Annotated in this window: 13 protein-coding genes and 1 pseudogene; 4 read left to right on the forward strand and 10 right to left on the reverse strand. The window is 41.9% G+C overall.

Annotated elements, in window-relative coordinates:
• Positions 1 to 168: 168 nt before the first annotated feature.
• Positions 169 to 2,460, reverse strand: coding sequence for a cation:proton antiporter domain-containing protein (locus AC5590_RS30150; protein ID WP_348982734.1), 2,292 nt, complete (start codon positions 2,458 to 2,460; stop codon positions 169 to 171).
• 71 nt (positions 2,461 to 2,531) lie between these two features.
• On the opposite strand from AC5590_RS30150, the gene AC5590_RS30155 reads away from it, so the two are divergent.
• Positions 2,532 to 2,654 carry a hypothetical protein gene (locus tag AC5590_RS30155; RefSeq protein WP_348982735.1) on the forward strand — a complete coding sequence of 41 codons (123 nt, stop codon included), beginning with the start codon at positions 2,532 to 2,534 and terminating at the stop codon, positions 2,652 to 2,654.
• A 197-nt stretch (positions 2,655 to 2,851) separates the two neighbouring features.
• Here the strand turns inward: AC5590_RS30155 and AC5590_RS30160 are convergent, their stop codons facing one another.
• From AC5590_RS30160 to AC5590_RS30185, 6 genes and pseudogenes are all read right to left on the reverse strand, one after another.
• Positions 2,852 to 3,226, reverse strand: coding sequence for a hypothetical protein (locus AC5590_RS30160; RefSeq protein ID WP_169266965.1), 375 nt, complete (start codon positions 3,224 to 3,226; stop codon positions 2,852 to 2,854).
• Between the two features lie 351 nt (positions 3,227 to 3,577).
• A complete protein-coding gene (locus tag AC5590_RS30165) occupies positions 3,578 to 4,051 on the reverse strand; it encodes a BON domain-containing protein (protein ID WP_169266966.1) in 474 nt (157 codons plus the stop codon).
• A gap of 119 nt (positions 4,052 to 4,170) precedes the next feature.
• Entirely contained in the window at positions 4,171 to 5,844 is a 1,674-nt protein-coding gene (locus tag AC5590_RS30170; RefSeq protein ID WP_169266967.1) for a general stress protein, read from the reverse strand.
• Between the two features lie 748 nt (positions 5,845 to 6,592).
• Complete coding sequence (locus AC5590_RS30175) at positions 6,593 to 7,399, reverse strand: prohibitin family protein (RefSeq protein ID WP_169266968.1); 807 nt, start codon at positions 7,397 to 7,399, stop codon at positions 6,593 to 6,595.
• A gap of 114 nt (positions 7,400 to 7,513) precedes the next feature.
• Positions 7,514 to 8,353, reverse strand: a pseudogene (gene iscB / locus AC5590_RS30180) (RNA-guided endonuclease IscB); the annotation flags it as partial.
• Between the two features lie 716 nt (positions 8,354 to 9,069).
• Positions 9,070 to 9,627, reverse strand: a complete 558-nt coding sequence (locus tag AC5590_RS30185; protein WP_169266969.1) for an NUDIX hydrolase — start codon at positions 9,625 to 9,627, stop codon at positions 9,070 to 9,072.
• Between the two features lie 453 nt (positions 9,628 to 10,080).
• On the opposite strand from AC5590_RS30185, the gene AC5590_RS30190 reads away from it, so the two are divergent.
• Entirely contained in the window at positions 10,081 to 12,582 is a 2,502-nt protein-coding gene (locus tag AC5590_RS30190; RefSeq protein WP_169266970.1) for a PBP1A family penicillin-binding protein, read from the forward strand.
• A gap of 21 nt (positions 12,583 to 12,603) precedes the next feature.
• On the opposite strand, the gene AC5590_RS30195 is transcribed toward AC5590_RS30190, so the two are convergent.
• Entirely contained in the window at positions 12,604 to 12,816 is a 213-nt protein-coding gene (locus tag AC5590_RS30195) for a hypothetical protein (protein ID WP_169266971.1), read from the reverse strand.
• A gap of 217 nt (positions 12,817 to 13,033) precedes the next feature.
• Here AC5590_RS30195 and AC5590_RS30200 point away from each other — a divergent pair, with 217 nt between their 5' ends.
• A complete protein-coding gene (locus tag AC5590_RS30200; RefSeq protein WP_169266972.1) occupies positions 13,034 to 14,131 on the forward strand; it encodes an AI-2E family transporter in 1,098 nt (365 codons plus the stop codon).
• Positions 14,132 to 14,239: 108 nt separating this feature from the next.
• On the forward strand, positions 14,240 to 15,742 hold the full coding sequence (locus tag AC5590_RS30205) for a rhomboid family intramembrane serine protease (protein ID WP_498824182.1): 1,503 nt from the start codon (positions 14,240 to 14,242) through the stop codon (positions 15,740 to 15,742).
• A gap of 74 nt (positions 15,743 to 15,816) precedes the next feature.
• Here AC5590_RS30205 and AC5590_RS30210 read toward each other — a convergent pair whose 3' ends face one another.
• Together AC5590_RS30210 and AC5590_RS30215 are read right to left on the reverse strand one after the other, a co-directional pair.
• Positions 15,817 to 17,328: an Hsp70 family protein gene (locus AC5590_RS30210; protein ID WP_169266974.1), complete on the reverse strand. Its 1,512-nt coding sequence runs from the start codon at positions 17,326 to 17,328 to the stop codon at positions 15,817 to 15,819.
• A 40-nt stretch (positions 17,329 to 17,368) separates the two neighbouring features.
• Positions 17,369 to 19,303 carry a hypothetical protein gene (locus tag AC5590_RS30215; protein ID WP_169266975.1) on the reverse strand — a complete coding sequence of 645 codons (1,935 nt, stop codon included), beginning with the start codon at positions 19,301 to 19,303 and terminating at the stop codon, positions 17,369 to 17,371.
• Positions 19,304 to 19,312: the final 9 nt, after the last annotated feature.

Genomic DNA, 19,312 nt, shown 5'->3' on the forward strand with positions numbered 1-19,312 from the left:
CAAAGTCTGCCGGGGGGAGTATCCCCCCGGCGAGCTTTGCCCCTTAGGGGCTAGCCCTCCTTTGAATTTGAGCCCGAAGGGCGAGTGACTTTTGCAAGAGGTCTAGTAGTCTGACGGCTGGTCTTTTTCCTAAATTTTCACCAAAGCGGCTACAGTACCAGCGCTGACTCAACAGCTCGTCGTGTTAGCTGCTAGCGTAATCACCGCGACTGGACAAGGTGCCTTGTTGAGAATAGCATCGGTGCGGTGACCAAAGAAGGCTCGACCAGAAACTGTACGTACACTGCTAGCCATAACAATCAAGTCTACTTCATTAACGCGAGCAAACTTGAGAATTTCCAACTCTGGACTTCCATTTAGGATTGCAGTTTTGACAGATGCCCCCAGTCCCCGCCCCACCTCAGCTTGCTCATGCACAATCTTTTCGGCAAGATCCGTTACAGAGCTCATCGTCTGCTGCTCAAACAAAATGTATTCCTGCTGAGTCCGGTTGACGACATTGACTAATGTAACTGTTGCCCCGGTTTGAGTGGCGATTGTACTTGCTACCTCAACTGCATGTTGGCTATACTCGGTTCCACTGGTTGGCACTAAAATATGACCAATTTTATGATAAGCAGCCAGATCCGTTTCTTCCTCCGCTTCGGATAAATTAGACTTGACTACCATTGTGGCGCAAGGAGCTTCTTGAACTACCCGATCAACAAGTAAATTGAATAAAGCACCTTTGGAACGCTGACGTTCTGTTGCGCCAATAACAATCAAGTCATACCCTTTGCAAGCTTCTTTAAGAATCACCTCAGCTTTGTTGCTTCCCGACTCCACCTTAGTTTCCAGTAGCGACTCGGCGGGTAGATGAAATTTCTCGGTTACTGTAGCAATGGCAGTTTCTGCGGTAGTATCTTTTACCGCATTAGCTGATTTCGTCTTGGCTTTTTTATCACTTTTGGCAAACAGAATCGTCACTTCTACGGGATTTTGGTGTGCTAAATGACTCACTAACTGAGCCGCTAACTTAACGTTCGGTCCTCCTTGGGTGGGCATGAGTACTCGGCGAATGCGCTTGATAAAGCTGCGGCTTGCTAGTTGTTCTTGCTCCAAGCGCTGAACTTCTTCATCACTCATTGACACTTTGGACAATGACCAACGCAACAAGGGAGGAGCCATCAACGAAGTTACAATTGCCACCATGACAATAATTGAATACATCTGCGGATTCAGGACGCCCAAAGAAACCCCTATAGTGGCAACAATAATCTCCATTGCGCCACGGGCATTCATCCCCGAACCCATTGCAATACCTTCCCAATGGCTCAACCCACCGATACGAGAACCGATATAGGCTCCAGTGAATTTACCGAAACAAGCAACTGCCAGTACGAGCAAGCCAATTCCCAACGTCTGAGGATTGAGTATTTGCAGTAAGTCTACCTTTAATCCGGCTGTGGCAAAGAAGATAGGAGCTAAAAACCCAGAGGTAATCAGTTCTAGAGTCAGCCCCGCCTCCCGACTAAAACGCGGCGATTGCCCTGCTAAAATCCCCGTAACAAACGCTCCCAGTGCGGCTTCAATTCCTAAAGTATGGGTAAAGGCAGCAGCACCTAACGCTAGTACTAATAGAGCTGACAAACTAGCTGTTGGTCCACCAATGTAATTATCTACCCAGCGAAACACCCAAGACATGAGCGATCGCCCAATCGTAAAGGCAATTCCCAAAAATAGAACCGCTCCGCCAACCGACCGAAATACCGTCTGGAAATCAAATTTCCCACTACTTGCCAACCCCGATACCACAGACAGGAGAATCCAGCCAATGGTATCATCAGTCATACCAGCTGCCAAAGTAACCTGACCAATATCCCGTCGAATCAACTTTAAGTCCATCAGCACTTTGGCAATCACTGGAACTGCCGAAATACTCATAGCAGTCGCAATAAACAGACTGAAGATCAGACGTTGATTAGGATTAACTAAAAAGCCCTCTGGCAGAAACCAGCCCAAACCCAGTCCAGTAGCGAAGGGAATGACAATGCCTCCCAAAGAAATTACTAGAGCTGTTTTGCCTTTGCGAACAATTAAATTCAGGTCTGTCTCCAGCCCGGTGACAACTAGCAAAAACAGCACTCCTAACCAGGAGACGACCGAAAGCAGATCAGACTGTGCCTGAATTTTAGGGAAAATATGCTCCTGTAAACTTGGCAGAAGCCAGCCGAACACTGACGGACCTAGTAGCACACCTGCAAGCAACTCACCAACCACAGGTGGTAGCTTGATTCGACGCATGAACTCACCTAAGCCTCTGGAGACCAAAAGCAGTAGAGCTAACTCTAGCAATATCAGTAGCAACTCGTGGTGACCAAGGGGCTTGATTGGACCTTTTTGGGCTACTGCACTAGCAGCAAGTAAAGGGTCGAGGAGTGGATTCATGATTTTTATCAAAATTTCTGAAGATGCTCTCACAAGAATCTTCGATGCTCAACAAGTGAAAATCATCTATCTTAGAGCTATTTCATCTCAAAAGGAGGATTAATATATCACCCAGTTCTGTAGTCATCGTTGGCGATACACCCTACGGCATTCAGTCTGCAAACGCAGCTAGTGTGGATGTGATTGCGTTTCGTTGCGCCGGCTTTGACGATGCTCAACCAGAGTGAAGCGATCTGCCTCACGCTCATGCTGAGGGATTTGCGCATAAGGCAAGCGAAGCTATCGCCATTTACAACCAGCCAGCCGACCTTCTAGCGGAATATGAACATTCTCCTCTAGGAAACAGAAAGCGATAATTAGGACAAAACCCCAATCATCGCTACCCAGCCCTTGTGAACACTAAAGAAATATTCCAGCAGCAAAATTAGATAGCTCCTGGACCTTTACCCCGTTGGTCACCCTCTGCTGTGAGTTCACCTTGTTTATCTTCATTGACTTCTTCTAGGTCTTCAGCACGCTCTGCAGCATCTTCTGCTTCTACTTGTCGCGCATCACCCGGTGTTTCGTAGTACATTTCCGGCTCAATCGCGTGGTTATTTGTTAAACCTTCTTGGTCAGTTGTGTAGCCTTTGGTGGTGTCGATACTGTTCCCTCCCTCTTCTTGAGGCGTTCCTTTGAACAGATCTCCTTCTCTTTCAAGACGAGCAGCAGTTTCAGCGGGTGTAATTCCTCTGTCGAAATTATTGTTATCAACGCGATCTGAGGAATCTACTGCTTTGTTAGGTGATTCGCTAGCCATAAATGATCGATGTCCTTGTTAAAAATCTGTTAAATTTAGTTCAATAATAAGATTATGTTTTTCCGTACTCAAGAATAAACTATCTTTAGAAGTGCTCTTACTCAAAAACTTCTATCTAAAGACAGAGACTTTTAAAATTATTCTCGACACTAAAATTCTTTAATGGCAACTAAAAACCATACAAAATTATAAAAACGATCAAATAGAAAATTTAACTTCTACTTGACCGCATTTTTGAAAACTAATAATTCATGATAAAAAACAAGCTTATTAATTCACTTTGGGTTGCATAGTTTTCCTACTTTTATGTAATCCCAATAGTTTTATGAGTTAGCTGAATTATCAGATTTTTTAGCTTTTTGTCTGCTCAACTGTGGCTTTATTAACAATTTTTGTAACGCCTTTGATTTCTTTTGGCAAAGTGTCAATCTTAGCTAACTGGTCTTTTTTTGCTACAGTTCCAGATATTGTTACTGTGCCATCTTCTGAAGCTGCAACTGTTAAATGACCGTTGGGGATATTAGCTTCTAACTTAGAACGAACTTCGCTTTCAATGTCACGTGCAGCTCTTTTTGTCGCACTCCCATCATTCAATTGATTATTCCGCTGTTCACGAGCACGAATGTCAGCATTGAGTTGTTTTTTGCGGATCTCACTCTGAGCATCTTTCAGAGCAGCTTCTGTGGCTTGTGCAGATGGTGCTTGTGTCACTTGTTCCGCTGTTGTATTAGGTGCATCTGCGCTAGTTCTGGCAGGAGGATTTTGACAAGCAGTAGCACCGAAAAGTAAAATGCAACTGATGAAAAAAGGAGTGATCTTGTTCATGTTTATTTCTCTGATTAATTATTTCTAATTTAAGAGTAGTTAGTTGTTAATTCTTAGCAATGACTTACTATGAATCAATAATCATAAATTACTAACCCATAACAACTAACCACTAACGACTACGCCATTTCGGTTCGGTGGTCAATAATTATCACAGCAGGATCATTATCGTCATATCCTGTTGAGTAATTGGTAGAAGGGGTATTTACAAATGGCGTTTCCCGACGAACACTTCGGTCATAACCTTGGTGATGAACACCATCTATGTCGGTGGCATCAAAGATATCAAACTCTTCAATTCCTCGACGTTTCAAAATCGGTTCAGCACGGTGGATTTCATCGTTTGTGCCATCAACCATCACTAAGTTATCGCCTCTATTGACGCGATCGCTGTAAACTCGCGCACGGTTTTCTGGAATTCCCAAACCAACGAGTCCGCCTGCCAAACCACCAGCAGCCGCACCAATCGCTCCGCCTGCAAGTGTTGTAGCTAAAGCAGTTGCTGCTGCACCGCCTGCAATGATAGGACCAACACCAGGAATCGCTAATGCACCAAGACCAACTAACAAGCCTCCCAAACCGCCTAGCGCACCGCCTGTAGCTGCGCCAGCTTTTGCGCCCTCATCAGCTTTATTGCCTGTTTCAAGATTTGTATTGACGCCAGCAATATTGCTCTTGCCATCTGTATCTTTTGCAATCAACGACACTTGATTCAAAGGAAAACCTGCATCTCGCAGTTCTGTCAGTGCTGCTTCTGCATCACGGCGGTGAGAAAAGACGCCAATTGCTCGTCTAGTTCTTTGCAATGTTGCTGTGCGCCCAACAGGCTGTGTAGAACTGATGAGAACTGGATCGTGAATCTCCCATTGTTCAATTCCATGCCGATTTAGAATCGTGCCAGCCCGATTAATCTCATCATCTGTACCATCAATAACGACGACATAATCTCCATTATTCAGGCGCTCATTGTAAAAGTGAGTGCGAGCATCAGGAAATCTAAACCTTGTGGCGTCAATACGATCCTTCAAGTCAACTCCGGCAAAAGGTTCCCTTCGGGTTGAGTCCCTGTTAAATAGGGAAATTTGACTTAAAGGAAAACCTGCTGTTCGCAAATCGCTAACTGCAGCTTCGGCATCGCGCAGATGAGAGAAATAACCAACTGCGTGTTTATTATGACCCAAACCTCCACGTGGAGGAGAGGAGAGTCCAGTAGCTGGCGAGATATATTCGGCTGTCCCACTTGTGACTCCAGATCTGTCGTAAACGTCAAACTCTTCAATTCCTCGCCGTTTTAAAATCTCTTCTGCTTTAGCGATTTCTGCGTCTGTGGCATCTATGATGATCAGGTAGTCTCCGCGCTCTACTCGTTCGTTATAAACTCTGGCTCTTTCTTCAGGAATTCCCAAACCAACCAATGCACCAAGTAGACTACCAGCAGCAGCACCAATACCTGCTCCTGCTGCAGTTGTAGCTAGGGCTGTTGCTGTTGCTCCAGCAAGCATAATCGGACCAATTCCCGGAATTGCTAATGTGCCAAGACCAACTAACAAACCAGTTAATCCGCCCAACACACCACCAGAAACAGCTCCAACTGTAGCGCCTTCATCAGATTTATTACCGATATTTTCCCGCACTTCAGTGCCCGCAATCTCATCGTTGCGGTCTGCATCTTGCTTGATGACAGATACTTTATCTATCGGGAAGCCCGATTCTCTCAACTCATAGAGTGCGCCTTCTGCATCTCGACGATTAGAAAACACACCTACAGCACGCTTATTTACACCCATAACCATGCTTTCTTAACCTCAAGAGTAAAATTAATTTTCTAGGTTCTTATTTAGTACCTTCGATTTTATTTATCCAGGTTTTTAATTTTTTTTTCATCAATCCCTTGGAGGAATTTTTATCTATCTTTAGTATTAGAAAATAAAATAATGTGTAGTTTTTTTAAAAAAATTAAGATTTGATTTGATTTAAGATTATTTTTCTCATTTTTGATTTTTGAGATGATGTCTAAAAGTCTCATTAATTTTAATCAAACAATGTCTTGTTTTGTGTTTTCTGTATCAAGGCAGACAATCTGACTGTCAGCAAACTAGGGGTGTAAGAGTGTAGGGGATCCCCATCAATGAATTGACTCACATATTGCGCCAAGAAAAATTGATGGATTTTAGGAACTCAGTATTCAAGCATAAGTCTTGATTTAGCAAGAGAAGTTCATAAAATTCATGTAGCTTTATCGTACCTCTTTTTAGCTTGTACGGTTTGATACGCAGAGGTGCAAGATATGAGTTGAGGGCTTGAGTCCTTCTTCCCCCTATACCCCTACACCCGCGCGTTGCGGTCATTCAGAGGCTTTGCGGAAGGTTTCCCCCCGAAAAGTCGAACAGGTGTATCGCAAGACAGTGCCTCAACCTTTGTGATGAACACGGGCTGGGTAAGCTACCGTTTACTAGTAAGGGTTTCAGGCGTTATTAGTTTTGGTTTTGGTAGATTTGTTTATTCCTACCTACCAATCTATAAAATTAAGTTTTGTATTATTTATTGATAAGCTTTGAAAAATTCGCTTATATTTAATAGCCTTGGCTTGCCTTCACCAAGAATAAGTGGCAACTTGCCATCCCATTTATCTAATGCTCGATTTTGCAAAATTTCTGGGGTAAGAGTTTCATTTAGTAATTTATGTACTTCAGCCTGTCCTTTTGCAAGATTAACTTTTGCCTCTGCTTCTTTTGATGCTTTGAGCGCTACAAACTCTGCCTTCTTTGCTTCTTGTTCGGCAATTTGTTTCGCTTCTACTGCTTCATCAAATTTCTGAGAGAAGTGAACATGCACAAGAGAAACATCATCCACTGCGACATGATAGTTTGCTAATCGTGCCGTTAATACATCATCTACTTCGGTTTTGACTTCTCCTCGTTTAGTAATTAATTCCTCAGCAGTATACTTTGCAATAACTGCCTTGAGGACTTCTTCGATTGCTGGATTAAGAATCCGAACTACAACATTCTTTTCGTCTCCGATTTGTTGAAATAAGCGATTGACTTCCTCTGGAACTATATGCCAATTGAGCGCTACATCTGCAAAAATATCCTGTAAGTCTTTGGAAGAAGCCTCAGCAGAAATATCTTGTTTTTGAACTCGAACGCTCAATGTTTTTACTGTATTAACGATAGGAATAACGACATGAATTCCTTCTCCTAGTGTCGTTTCTTGTACTTTTCCAAATTCCATCAATACTGCCCGTTCACCTGCGTTGACAATCACAAAAGGCGTGAGGAAGATGGTGATCAGGCATAAAAGTGCAGTTAGTTTACCCGCACTGTTAAAGGCTTTACTTTTTTTCATGCTGACCTCACGGGAGTGTGGAAACCGTGCGCTTTCAAGCCACGGAGGAAACACGACACGCTTGATTTATCAACCCTTCGACTACGCTTAGGGTAAACCCTCAAATTCTCCAAATTAGGCATATGAATAACCGTCCTTTTTGTGAATGTGTTTGCAATACGTGTGATTAACGCCTTGGATTAACTCAGTCTTAGTTGCAACGTTAAAACTGCCTGTTGCACGAGTTGCAATTCTTCCAACATATTGACCAACCTTTTTCCCAGAAGTAACGGTTGCCTTAACAACATATCCAGTTTGAAAACCAAAATGAAATTTAGCTCTTGAGCAATGACGACTAGGAAAACCGTATTTGTCAGTTCGGCATAGTTGACGGGTTCCGTGCCCGTTTGCTGTGATCAGCAAGGGTTTTACATTCTTGACATTGAGAATTGGCGTAGATTTCCCCACACACGCAGCATCAAGCCAATGCGTTTTGTCTAAACCTTGCTGAGTGCGGTTGAATTTGGTCAATCCTCCTGATCCAGTTTCTACTGATAAACCAGTTGCTTTTAACACTTCCAGCAATGCAAACCTAGTTGTATTAACTGCGGCAGCACCTACCAATGGTTTTTTTGCTTGTTTAAGAATATTCTCTAACTTTGATGGGTCTTTTTTGAGAAACTCCCTAATATCTTTTGTCCCTTTCTTGGTGTTACATTTCTCACAACTTAGGGTTAGGTTTGTGATTGAATTAGAGCCACCTTTAGACCTAGGGTGAATATGTTCTATTTGCAATTTAACGTCCTTTGTTCCGCAGTAAGCGCACTGTCTATTCCACTTTTCTAGTAGGTATTCTCTGGTTTCATAACCTGCAAGAGTACCCTGTTGGTATTCCTTACCTTGAATATCAGGATTACGCATTAGCTGCATATCAAAGCGTACTAACTCTTGGCTTATCACTTCAATTAATGCGACTGCTGAAGCCCCCAAATTGAATTTGGGGGTTGCTTACAACTGATTTGGGAACGCCAATTTTTCAATAGTCTTCAGTTATCAGTTAAGCACCTATAGCAATCCTCCAAAGATTTTTGAGAATCACTTCTTGAGAGTCTTAACGCTTAACAGGTGAGACCAGCCCCCGTCTTGGTGAACCAGCACTGCGGGAGGGTTTCCCTCCGCAGGTGACTGGTGAACCCCGTAGGGGCGGTCTCCGTCACGTTAGCGTAGCGTCTGTGCAGGAGATTGGGGGACTGGCGTTAGCGCAGCGAGACCGGAGGTCTTCCCCGAAGGGAAAGAAGGAATAAAGCTGTACCCAGAGCAAAAATTAAATTAGAGTCCAATAAACAGAACAAACAAGCCTTGGCTAGAATAACTCAATCTGGTTCTACACCTAAATGTATGGGTATAAATAGTCCCAGCCTGAATAATTGGGATAGGCTTGGCTTGTTTTTTTCAGGCGATAAGCTAGACGCTTGACGCTACGCGTATCGCCAAAACGCTTCCTGTTGTCCAAAGATAGGTTTAGAGGGTTTTGCAAAAGCTACCTTCGCTCGCCAAGAAGGGCAATAAGTTAGAGGCTTGACCCCACGCGTATCGCACTTAATAATCAATCTATAGTAGATAAGCCGCAACTTGCGTTACTAGATGCTAACATCTTCTGGTTGGAGTACTCATATAGCTGCAGTAGATTATCAACTCAACTGATTCAAAAACGGACGAGCCAGGAAAAAGCTAGAAATTGATTTAGCATCAAGTAGCTCACCGTCAAGAATAGATTTCTCTAGCTCATCTGGTGTGAAAAACACTGTTTCCAAATCCTCGTCTTCGTCTTGTGTTGGTGCTTTCTCCAGCTTTTCTAAATCTTGTGCTAAATAAGCATAAATGATTTCATCAGAATAACCCGGAGCGAGAAAAAATTCTCCTAGTTTTTGCCACTTTTGGGCACGGTAGCCAGTTTCTTCTTGTATTTCACGCTGAATTGTCTGTAGGGGGTCTTCGTTTGGTTCCAATGTACCAGCAGGAAACTCTAACACTCTTCCTTGAACTGCAAAACGATACTGGCGCAAAAGTATCAGTTTACCTTCTGAAGTGACGGGTATAGCTAAAGCGCCACCTGGATGACGAATGCATTCCCATTCTCCTTCTGCGTTGTTAGGTAATCGTAAGCGATTAACCTCAAAATCAAATTTGCGTCCTTTATAGTACAAGCGCTGTCTGAGCAGGTGGGGTAATTCTCTACCTAGTGGCATAGTTCAATAATTTGCTTTAAAAATACACAGACTAAGGCTTTGCTGAAGATGTCAAAATCAGCGTTGTCTGTATCTGTTAGTGGTAAACTTAGTAGCCACCAACAAGTGTACTTCAGAACAGCCTACCTATCTTTGACTTCTCAACCTTCTTGTCGCACAGGATAATGACCAATTTTACTGCCAAGGGCGATCGCACTATTAACCTTTATTAAGTAACGTATTTTGCTTGCCTGTTTTGTTTTTGTGTTTTATATTTTTTCAGCAGTACTATTGCTTGATGCAATGAGAAAAGATAAAATTTGTATAAATAAAAACACAAAACTACAACAAAAATTTTAGCAAAAACGATATATCCAATCATTCGTTGGGTGATATACTATCACGAATGTAGTGCAATGATCAAAAAACTTTGGATGGTGGTTAGATTGCAACTGCTTGAAGTGAGGAATTAACGTGGTTAAGTTTACCTCCTGGTTCAAGGAACGACCAGAAAAGTCGAGTGAAGCTGATAAGGTTCAACCAAACTCGCCGCTTAGTGACCAAAATGAGGAGAACAAGGGATTAACAAATGAAAATGATCAGACAACACCAACCAAGCCCGCAAGGCAAAACAAATTACTGAACCAGATACTTTCCAAACTTCCTGGTAGTCACAAACCCCTTTATCGTCGTTACTGGTTTTGGGCAGGCTTGGGTATAAGTAGTGGAATTATTGCCATAGCCTACGGAATTCGAGCAATAGACCAAGGTTTACCAGATAAAGCGGAACTGACTGCAATTGTTCGAGAACGTACACTGACTATAAAAGCAGCTGATGGTAGCATAATACAACAACAAGGTGAAGCAACTAGAGAACAGTTAAAAATAGAAGAAATACCAGATAAACTTAAAAAAGCTTTTATTGCTTCAGAAGACAGAAGGTTCAAAGAACACAACGGAGTTGATCCCCAAGGAATTGTGAGAGCAGTTTTAAATAACCTGCGATCGCAAAACGTGGTCGAAGGTGGTAGTACAATTACGCAACAACTCTCAAGAATTCTGTTTCTCAAACAAGAGAAAACTTTCTGGCGTAAGTTAAAAGAAGCCCGATTATCACAAAAAATTGAAGGGCAATTGTCCAAGGACGAAATTCTGGAACGTTACCTGAATTTAGTTTACTTGGGTTCTGGTGCTTACGGTGTCGCAGATGCAGCATGGGTTTATTTTAGTAAATCTGTGGATCAACTCACCTTGGATGAAATGGCGATAATTGCAGCATTACCTCCTGCCCCAAATCGCTTTTCGCCACAAGTGAATAAACAAGAGGCAAAACAACGGCGAGATTTGGTACTACAGCGGATGCTGGAAGATGGATTTATTACAGCAGCCGAAAAACAAACAGCAACTGCAGAACCGATTCACCTGAAACCCAGTTCACCCAAGCGATGGCAAGAAGAAGCCCCCTACTTTATTAGCTACGTTCAGAAAGAATTGCCTAAGTATGTTTCCCCCAAAGCACTACAAGCAGGCGGTTTCACAGTGGAAACAAGTCTGAACTTGAATTGGCAGAAGGCGGCGGAAGCAGCTGTGAAAAAAACGCTGCGAAATGAGGGGCGCTGGGAAAACTTCAAGCAAGCGGCTTTGGTTGCTGTTGATCCCCGCAATGGTGAAATTAAGGCAATGGTTGGGGGAAAAGACTTTGGTAAAAACCAATTTAATCGCGTGACTCAGGCACAGCGTCAACCAGGATCAACATTCAAAGGGTTTGTTTATGCAGCTGCTATAGCAAGCGGGATGGATCCTTACGATACCTACCTCGATGCACCCCTAGTTGTAGATGGTTATGAACCAAAAAACTTTGATGAGGGTTACCGAGGCATGCTTAGCATGAGGGATGCAATCACCAAATCGATCAACATTGTTGCGGTGAGAATCCTGATGAAAGTCGGTTTTCAACCAACCATTCAACTTGCTCATAGGATGGGGATTCAATCGGAACTAAAACCGATGTATTCCTTGGCGCTGGGTTCTTCTGAAGTAAATTTGCTAGAGTTAACTAGTGCTTATGGTTCCTTCGCTACGAAAGGGTTACATGTCGCTCCTCATGGTATTACCCGTATCCTTGACCGTCAAGGTAAAGTCATTTGGTCTGCTAATTTTAAGCAAGAGCGGGCGATCGATGCAGACAGTGCTGCTATCATGACTTGGATGCTTCGTAATGTTGTGCTAAATGGAACTGGTCGTGCGGCTCAATTAGGTAGACCGGTTGCTGGCAAGACTGGCACCACTGATGATGCCCGCGACTTATGGTTTATTGGCTATATTCCTCAGATGGTAACAGGAGTTTGGCTAGGTAATGACAATAATAAACCTACTTGGGGTAGTAGTGGGAGTGCTGCTTACACCTGGCATGAATTTATGGAAAAAGCGGTCAAGGAAATACCGGTTGAAAAGTTTCCAGAAAGACCCAAGTTAGAAGGTCGAAAAGCTACGATAAAAGCAGTACCAGTCAAAGCTAGGCGAATTATCAATCGCGCTATCACCTCTGATGACCAGCAATCTGATGAACAATATACTCGCAGGTCATACAGACGACGAAGTCAACAAGTAAATTCTGATGATAATAGTGGTGAAGAGCGTTCATCTAGAAGACGCAGATATAGAAGACGCTATTATCAGGAGGAGCAGCAACAACAACAACAGGAAATCTCAACACCAAGAAGGCGCTATAGTCGTCGTTCTCGTAGTGAAGAATCAAGTTCTAGTAGTGAGTCGTCCTCACAATCGTATCGTTCACGGCGGCGCTATCGAACAGAAAACTCTGATTATTCACCTCCAAGAAGGCGTAGACGACAGTATACACAACCTGCAAACAACTCTCCTCCTTCTAATTCAACTTCTTCTCCTCCAACACGTTCGTGGCGGGAAAGACTTAGACCTACTACGCCATCTTCAGAAACAGGTCCTGAAGGTTAGAGATGGTATCAAGTCTGCTTTTTAGCAGCTTCTAAGGGGGCGATCGCCCCTATGTGCAAGCGCCTGTTCTTCCAGAACAGGCTTCCTCAAAGCCGAACTTTGAGGTAACCGCACTCCGTGCGGTTGGGTAACGGGGCGCGCTACGCGATCGCCTGTTAAGTCCAAAATAAACCTTGTATGGTTGATTACAGTCTTAACGAGGCGATCGCATGACGTGGCATCCATTACCAGCATCACCACGTTCTAAGCTTGATATTACGGGCAACGAAACGAATTTTATAGAACTGGGTAAGAGATTCTGTGCAACTGAATCAACAATAATAGAATAGTTAGTTATGGACGGTAAGAGTATCAAAACTACTGTCTGAGCATTTCTGTTGAGTGCTTTGTTATTAATTAGATTTAATATGATAAATGGGCATTGCCAAACTAAAATTTTCGGCGATTTAATATGAATATTTCACTGAGCAAATTACTGCCATTGTTAATTTTGACACTCATATTCCCGCTAGTCTTTCTCAATGGGTGGCTAGCGTTTAGAGTTATTCTATATTTTAAACCCCTTATAACAACTTTTATATTAGCAGGTTTACTTGCCTTTATTCTCAATTATCCTGTTTCGATTCTTCAGCAACGGGGAGTGAAAAGAAATTATGCAGTGGCATTAGTTTTTATAACAACTGTAATAATTGTATTTGCTTTAGGTTTGACAGTATTGCCCATTATTTTACAGCAATCTCATGAAATGGTGACAATACTTCCTCAATGGATTGATTCTAGTGAATCGAAATTAAAAAATATTAATGATTGGATACTAAGCTTCGGTTTCAAAGTAAATTTTCATCAGATATTTTCTCAAATAGTAAATCGCTTACCTGATGAGTTAGACTATCTAGTAGATGAACTATTTACTATTGCAATCGACACTATTGATAGTATCTCAGAAGCTTTAATTACAGTGGTGCTAACTGTCTATTTGCTATTAGATGGTGCGAGAATTTGGGATAGTTTCTTTAAAAAATTACCTTTGAGTTTTGGTCAGCAGTTGAGGCAGTCTATTCAAAAAAATTTTCAAAATTACTTAATTGGTCAGGTAGCTTTAGCTTTTCTGATGGGTATTTCACTAACTATAGTGTTTCTCGTTCTTCAAGTTCAATTTGCTTTACTCTTTGGTTTGGGAATCGGGATTTTGAGTTTAATTCCCTTCGGTGATGTTGTTAGCCTTGCTGTAGTTACTCTCATCATAGCTTCACATGACTTTTGGCTAGCAGCAAGGGTTTTAGCTGTAGCCGTTGTCGTTGACCAATTAATTGACCAAGCGATCGCTCCAAGACTTTTAGGTAGTTTTACAGGACTTAGACCAATTTGGGTTTTAATTTCTTTACTAGTAGGAACTTACATTGGTGGAGTTTTGGGATTACTTATTGCTGTACCCGTAGCTGGTGTGATCAAAGATGCACTAGATAATTGGCAACTTCCTTCTAAACCTGATTATTCCGACAGTGTTGTTGACAGTAAAGAATTGTCAGAAATATTAACCAATGAGTAGTGATTGGGTTATTACTGTACAACCAGGTACTTCCTGATTATTGTAAATGAAATGGATCTTAATCACATATTAACTTGGATGGTGTGCCTATCATGTATCTCGACCATGATGAGCGCATCTTTATCTGGAACTAATAATAATCGTGGCTGGATTTTAGTATCAGGATTAATCTTAGTTATAATAGCACTTTTGTCTTATCTGACTCCATCCCTGGGTGGGTTGATTGGTGGATGTTTGTGGGCAATTTTAGTTATTTTGCCTAATATTGGTCACAAGAAAGTTGACCAACTTATTGACCAACAACGTTTTGGTCAAGCAAGCAGAGTGGCGAGTCTGATTTGGTGGCTGCATCCCTTGGATGGTTGGCGTGAGCAACCAAAATTGTTATACGCTTTGGATTTGGGTCAGCGTGGTGCAAGGGCTTCAGCTGTTGCAATTTTAGACCGTTATCAAACTGCTACAACACCAACTGGTCGTTCTGCAGCTGTCAGCCTTTACCAAATGGATGCTCGTTGGGAAGAATTGCTGCTGTGGATACAGAATAGCCTAAACGAAGCAGTATTGCGCAAGGATTTCGATATGCTGCTTTGCTATCTGAGAACCCTTGGAGAAACTGGCGATTTGAATGGTATGCTCCAAGCTTGGGAGCGCTATCAGCCAAGCCTGGAAAAAATACTTAACCCAAGAACACAAAATCTAGCGCGTATGTATGTGCTAGCCTTCTGCGGTAAAACAGAATATGTCGCGAGATTATTGAGTGGTTCACTATCGGACTATTCCAACACCATCAAACTATTTTGGCTAGCAACAGTTGATCAAGCCGCTGGAAGAGAAGTTATAGCTGTCGAGCAATTTTTGAGTCTTGCTGATAGTAACAATGTTTGCATTCGTAACGCAGTAGCAAGACGTTTATCTAGTCCTGTGGTTGTCGCTGACACATTACTTACTGAAAAATCACGAGAGATTTTATTTAAAATTACTACAGAAATAGAGTCTGAAACAACATACAGCGCTAGAGCTAGCTTCAAGCCACGTTTTGCGATCGCTACATATTTTATTCTAACTTTAAATCTACTTGCTTTTGCCCTAGAGGTGAAACTGGGAGGTAGCACCAACCTAAATAACTTATATCGTTTAGGTGCATTAGTACCACAAGAAGTTGTTAAAGGAGATTGGTGGCGCTTGTTAACAGCCACGTTTCTTCACTTCGGGTTCTTGCACCTATTACTAAATATGTTAGGTCTTTATTTATTTGGTCGCTTGATGGAATTTGCCCTCGGGTCACCCCAATTTTTCCTGTTATATTTTGCTAGTGCAATTGGCTCTATGCTGGCTGTGACTTATATGTCAGTTCTGGGATATTCTCAATCTGATTTTGTAGTTGGTGCATCAGGATGTGTGATGGGTCTTGTTGGTGGTTTTACTGCTGTGCTGTTACACGAGTGGCTAAGGAAAAAGACGCGCCTTGCTGCTAGAAATTTGCGAGGAATTTTAGCAATAATTGTTTTGCAAAGCATCTTTGACCTGACAACTCCACAGATTAGCTTCGTTGGACATACTTCTGGGTTGATTGTTGGTTTTGTGATGGGGATGATTTTAAAGGCTTTTTGAGCGAGGTTTCAAATTGTTAATTGGCTTGTAGAATCAAATTTGGCGCACGTGTTGTGATTTCCGGAGCAATCGTATTACTCTACGCTAATAGATTGTAGTTCCTGTCTACTGCGTCGCGCAGCTTCAGGTGATATTACTCCTTGAACTTCAATGTTGGTCGAGATACTTTGTCCCGTATTCAAGAAAACCCCTTTTACATGAAGAATCCCATTAGCATCGTATGCAAACGTAACCTCAACGGGAGAACCCGCGAGAGAAGGTGGTAAATTTTCCATTCGTGCAATTCCTAATTGTACACAGTCTTGTGGATCTTGGGCATCACCCTGAAGAATCTCAATATCTACTGCATCTTGCTTATCTCGAACAGTCCCGTAAACCTGGGATTGTTGGCAAGGGATTTTACTGTTTTTTGGAATAATTATTGAGTTTTCAGGTACTCCAAAGTCGTTGAGACTTACTACTCCCAGGCTATGGGCACAGACATCAGAGATGTTAGGTAATAGTGTGTTAGGAGTTTGTGGAACTTCGCCTGCTTCAATTGCCAGACTATTTGCAAGAATTGCTGCTCCCTGGGCAACAACCTCGTCAGGGTTTACTGATCGCAGAGGCTCTTTTCCAAATAACCGGGTCAGCATTTTTGCTACTAACGGAATCCGCGAAGAACCTCCCACAAGCAAGACATCATCAATCTTACGAGTGCTGAGTTCAGCTTCATCTAAAACAAGTTCTACGTTCATTTCAGTCCGAAGAACCAATTCATCAATCAGTTCTTCAAACTGAGGTTGAGTAATTTTGAACGCTGCTTGTCGTCCTTCAACATTGAGGGAGACTCTAGCATTAGGGCTGGAAGAAAGCTTCCGCTTAGTTTCCTCTGCTTTGCTGCGAAGTTCTTGTTCACCTGCCAGAGATGTCAGTGGATCGAAGCCCGTTGCTTTACGAAACTCTTGTTGGAAAAATGCGATTAAACAATCGTCTATATCTTTCCCGCCCAATTCGTGATCTCCACCAGAAGCAATCACATTGACGTCTTTACCATTGACTTTCATGATTGTGATGTCAAAGGTACCACCGCCCAAGTCGTAGACAAGGATAGTTTTATTGTGAACTTCACGACTGGCTGAAAACTCTAAAGCGGCAGCAGTGGGTTCGTTGATGATGCCCAGAACATTCAAACCTGCAATTTCTCCAGCGGTTTTGGTTGCAACACGCCGCTTGTCATCAAAATAAGCCGGCACAGTGATGACAACATCACGAATGGTGGTATTTAGGAAGACTTCAGCATCTTGCTTAAGCTTTTTTAGGATCAAGGCTGAGATATCTTCAGGGCTATAGTCTCGACCATTTTGGCGAATTCGATAGTCGGTGCCCATCCGACGCTTGATAAACTGTACAACCCGTTCTCCTTCAGAGACGGCGACATTCTTTGCATAACTGCCAACAACAACACTATCGTCTTCAAATAATAGAACCGAGGGAGTGATCCGCTCTCCTTCAGCATTGGGGATAATTTCGCTCTTACCATCGGCGTTGATATACGCCATTGCAGAATAAGTAGTTCCTAGATCGATTCCAATTACGTAACTCATAGTTTTCCTCAAGTAATATTAAAAAGTTGAAAATTTTGGTTTACCAGATATTAGGCTTATCGACTTCTCCGTGAACAAGAGAATCTAGTGCTTCAATAATTAAGTTATCTATGGTCTTAAGAAAGCTATTAGTTTCTATGGCGTTATTAGCAGCTAAGTTGATTATTTCCTGCTTTAAATCATCAAGGTATCCTGACTTGAGTTTCTGCTTTGCCTGTGTCATAGCTTGTGCCATTTGCCCCTGGAAATCTACCTTAAGTTTGTTCGCTAGGAAATCATCTGCTATTAACTGCGTAACATTGCGGGAGTTTGCTCGAAAAGCTGCTTTGTAGGTTTCTAGTAACTCATTAAGAACCCGTGATGGTAATGGGAGAATACAGGATAGCTTTCTGATGTAAAGAAGTTTTCCTTGTTGACGCACCTCCAATAATCCAGTTAATTCTGGTCTTGTTTCTTGTGGTTTACGACAGAAGAACAAAATACTGGGGACATCTATTCTTTCCTGTTCGTCAAACATAACTGGTATAAAGCCAACCAAATCACAAACTCCCAGTTCTTTAGATTTTTGAGCTAGTACTTCAGCGAGTTTGCTCAAAATAATCTCTGTTGAAACATTGATAGGTTCTCGTTTAGGATTACCTAAATCGCCAATACTTAGAAGTGTTCCATCGGCGGTTAGTTGGCTTAAGGTAGCTTTGCTAGCTTCAACGTCATAGCTATTGAGTTGTGCAGTCAGTAGTCGATAAGAACTGTTTGGAAGAAAGATTTCGTCAAGACGCTCTGAGTCTAAATTCAAAAAGCCAATAGAAAATTTTAGGTTTGAACTGACACTACTTAAAGTATCTTTTCTTATTTTGAGGTATCTACGCTCAGTTTCTAGTAATGTATTGATCTGATTACGAAAGTCTTTTTCAACTTTATCTATCCTCTCAACCATAACAGGGAAAACTGCTATATCTCGCACAGTGCTACCGATCGCACTTAATGCAGACTGTTGCGCTTCTTCTGCAACCTCCTGAAAAAAGCTAAACTTGCTGTGTTCTCCTAAATGTTTAATTGCAGCGCGGGACTTTTCATTCGCTTGCTCAACTGCGAGCATCTGTTTGAGTTCTTGGAGTAAGCTTTCAAACTGGTTATCTAAGAGTTCTTTAGTAGAAGCCAAATCTTCAGGGTGGCTATGCTCTAGCCCGATGAGAGCTTCTAGAAATTCTGAACGAAACTTCTGGGATCTAAAACTGAATAGTCGAAGCTGATCGCAAACTGGATCGACTTGCTTTGCTATACGTAGACGATAATATAGAAAGAATTGTTCATACTTAGACTGAATATTCTGTTCTTCATAAAGAAGTTTTTCGACCTGAAAAGATAAAACTTCTTTCGCTTGACGAAGCTCTTGAAGTGTTTGATATGAGTAGTTTTCTATATCGCTTTGTAGGGAACGAATTTTGGAGTAGTAGGACTCAAATAAATTGGATGCAGATTCTTGTGAAAGAAAGCGCAAATTTTGGACGAGTTTTTCTTTTGCTTTTCCCACGTTCTCAGCTTCAGAACAAAACTTTTGAACATCTACAATCAACCATGAATCTCTAGCTAGAACTTCTGTTGCTTTCACAATACCATCAAAGTTACGCTGAAATATACTCTCAATAGCTTTATAAAAATCATGATTGTCAATAAGCACTAATACAGTTTTGAAGAAGCTTGACCATTCCGGTTCAACTTCTGCTCTAATTTTCTTCCTAACTAATTCTTCCGAGAAAGATATCGGTTTGAACGTTAACTGATACCGATTTTCAAAACTTTCTTGAATATGGGTTAAATGTTCAAAAGCCGCCTGATTATTATAGTCTTGTATTTTTTGTAACGTTTTTTGGATATCTTTGATATAAATTTTACCCAAAGTTTTTTTATACTCGGGTAACAGCGACAGGCTGATTTGCTTATAGTATTTGTTAAAGAAAATTTCAAATAGCATATAATCCTT

Origin of the sequence: Brasilonema octagenarum UFV-OR1, assembly GCF_963888615.1 — a bacterium.
Taxonomy (GTDB): domain Bacteria; phylum Cyanobacteriota; class Cyanobacteriia; order Cyanobacteriales; family Nostocaceae; genus Brasilonema; species Brasilonema sennae.

Excerpts from the sequence above, each read along its gene's own strand:
- AC5590_RS30170 (WP_169266967.1), bottom strand. The coding sequence starts at position 5,844 with ATGGTTATGGGTGTAAATAAGCGTGCTGTAGGTGTGTTTTCTAATCGT.
- AC5590_RS30200 (WP_169266972.1), top strand. The coding sequence starts at position 13,034 with ATGAATATTTCACTGAGCAAATTACTGCCATTGTTAATTTTGACACTC.
- AC5590_RS30215 (WP_169266975.1), bottom strand. The coding sequence starts at position 19,303 with ATGCTATTTGAAATTTTCTTTAACAAATACTATAAGCAAATCAGCCTG.
- AC5590_RS30205 (WP_498824182.1), top strand. The coding sequence starts at position 14,240 with ATGAGCGCATCTTTATCTGGAACTAATAATAATCGTGGCTGGATTTTA.
- AC5590_RS30195 (WP_169266971.1), bottom strand. The coding sequence starts at position 12,816 with ATGCTGGTAATGGATGCCACGTCATGCGATCGCCTCGTTAAGACTGTA.
- AC5590_RS30165 (WP_169266966.1), bottom strand. The coding sequence starts at position 4,051 with ATGAACAAGATCACTCCTTTTTTCATCAGTTGCATTTTACTTTTCGGT.
- AC5590_RS30185 (WP_169266969.1), bottom strand. The coding sequence starts at position 9,627 with ATGCCACTAGGTAGAGAATTACCCCACCTGCTCAGACAGCGCTTGTAC.
- AC5590_RS30160 (WP_169266965.1), bottom strand. The coding sequence starts at position 3,226 with ATGGCTAGCGAATCACCTAACAAAGCAGTAGATTCCTCAGATCGCGTT.
- AC5590_RS30210 (WP_169266974.1), bottom strand. The coding sequence starts at position 17,328 with ATGAGTTACGTAATTGGAATCGATCTAGGAACTACTTATTCTGCAATG.
- AC5590_RS30175 (WP_169266968.1), bottom strand. The coding sequence starts at position 7,399 with ATGAAAAAAAGTAAAGCCTTTAACAGTGCGGGTAAACTAACTGCACTT.